Consider the following 314-nt stretch of genomic DNA (forward strand, 5'->3'; position numbering starts at 1 on the left):
AAATTTGAATATCAGAAGAAACAGAAAGAACAACGCAAAAAACAAAGTGTTGTCACTGTAAAAGAAGTGCGTCTAAGTCCAGTTATTGATAAAGGGGACTTCGAGACAAAACTTCGTCATGCCCGTAAATTCCTTGAAAAAGGAAATAAGGTTAAGGTTTCGATCCGTTTCAAGGGTCGTATGATTACCCACAAAGAAGTTGGAGCGAAAGTATTAGCTGAGTTCGCTGAAGCAACCCAAGATATTGCCATTATCGAACAACGCGCTAAGATGGACGGACGTCAAATGTTTATGCAATTGGCCCCAGCTTCAGA

At 40.4% G+C, this 314-nt stretch carries 1 protein-coding gene; it reads left to right on the forward strand.

Features of this window, described 5'->3' with window-relative positions; translation table 11 throughout:
• Nucleotides 1-314: translation initiation factor IF-3 (gene infC / locus C1E99_RS13820; RefSeq protein ID WP_105207825.1), on the forward strand; the 314-nt coding region annotated here is incomplete at both ends.

It is taken from the genome of Streptococcus suis, from assembly GCF_002964045.1.
In the GTDB taxonomy this organism is placed as follows: domain Bacteria; phylum Bacillota; class Bacilli; order Lactobacillales; family Streptococcaceae; genus Streptococcus; species Streptococcus suis_U.